The following is a 1553-nucleotide window of genomic DNA, read 5'->3' as shown; positions in this document are numbered from 1 at the left end:
GCACTGTACTTCGATGGCCTCGCCATGTAGATCTTCACCTTCCTGGACTAACAAGATCCATTGTCAGGTGTGTCCACACCGCGGGGGTCACCTCACCGTAGTAGTCCGAGCGGAGGAAAGCTCCGTACATGGCGAAGGGGGCCAGCAAGTCGGCGGGGAGGAGACTGCAATGCCGGGAGGTCGTTGGTGAACACCGACGCGCTGGAGATCGCCTTGTTCAAGGCCGAGCGCCGGGTACTGGAGATGCAGACCAAGCTGCACTGTTGGGCGAGCGGCGATCGTGATCGCCGGTTCGATGACCTGTTCAATCTGGTTGCCGATCCCGCGTTCTTGCTTGTGGCGTGGGCTCGGGTGCGGGGCAACAGGGGCGCACGCTCGGCTGGGGTGGACGGGCAGACCGCTCACTCCGTGGAGGCCGGGCGCGGGGTCGAGGTGTTCCTCGACGAGGTGCGATCCGATCTGAGGGGCTGTAGCTTCCGGCCTCTGCCTGTGCGGGAGCGGATGATTCCCAAGCCGGGAACGGCCAAGCGCCGCCGGTTGGGCATTCCCACCGTGCGGGACAGGGTCGTCCAGGTGTCCCTGAAGCTGGTGTTGGAGCCGATCTTCGAGGCGGATTTCCTGCCGTGTTCCTACGGCTTCCGTCTCAAGCGCCGGGCTCATGACGCGCTCGCCGAAGCGCACCACTTCGCCAAACACTCGTACGAGTGGATGGTGGAGGGTGACATTGAGGCGTGCTTCGACTCGATCGACCACACGGCCCTGATGGACCGGGTGCGTCGGCGGATCGGGGACCGGCGCGTCCTGGACCTGGTGAAGGCGTTCTTGAAGGCGGGCATTCTCACCGAGGGTGGCCTGTCCCGGGAGACCGACAGCGGCACTCCGCAGGGAGGAATCCTGTCACCACTGCTCGCCAACATCGCCTTGTCCGTCCTCGATGAGTTCATCGCGGCCGGACCGGGCGGGCCGAACTCCACTCAGGCGGAGCGGGCCAGGCGTCGGCGTCGGAAGCTGCCCAACTACCGGCTGTTCCGGTACGCGGACGACTTCCTGATCGCCGTGACCGGGACCCGTGACGATGCCGAGGAGATCCGCGCCGAGGTGGCAGCAGTGCTCGCGCCGATGGGCCTTCGCCTGTCGGTGGAGAAAACAGCGATCACCCATATCGACGAGGGGCTGGACTTCCTCGGGTGGCGTCTCCAACGTCACCGCAAACGCGGGACCCAGAAGCACTACGTCTACCTCTACCCCTCCAAGAAGGCCCTTCAGGCCGTCAAGGAGAAGGTCAAGGCGCTGTGCAGACAGGACACGAACCTACCGTTGGCAGTCGTGCTGCACCGGCTCAACCCGGTGCTGCGAGGCTGGACGGCGTACTTCCGGCACGGCGTGTCGTCCGCGACCTTCCAGTACCTGTCAGCCTTCACCTGGCGACAGGTCTTCGGATGGCTGCGGCGCAAACATTGAACCGCCCCGTGTTCAGTGGAGACTCGATTTCGTGTAAGGATTCGAGTCATGGCACGTCCCTCCTCCTACCCGCCTGAGCTGCGCCGTCGTGC

1 protein-coding gene is annotated in these 1553 nt (G+C 64.8%); it reads left to right on the top strand.

Translation table 11 applies throughout. From position 1 onward, the window contains the following. The first annotated feature begins 186 nt into the window (after positions 1-186). Positions 187-1461 (top strand): group II intron reverse transcriptase/maturase, encoded by a 1275-nt coding sequence (gene ltrA / locus AB0J08_RS41600; protein ID WP_360645414.1) that lies wholly within the window; start codon positions 187-189, stop codon positions 1459-1461. Positions 1462-1553: the final 92 nt, after the last annotated feature.

Source organism: Kitasatospora sp. NPDC050463 (genome assembly GCF_040655255.1).
Taxonomy (GTDB): Bacteria; Actinomycetota; Actinomycetes; order Streptomycetales; family Streptomycetaceae; genus Kitasatospora.
This window is presented reverse-complemented; position numbering and strand designations above follow the sequence as displayed.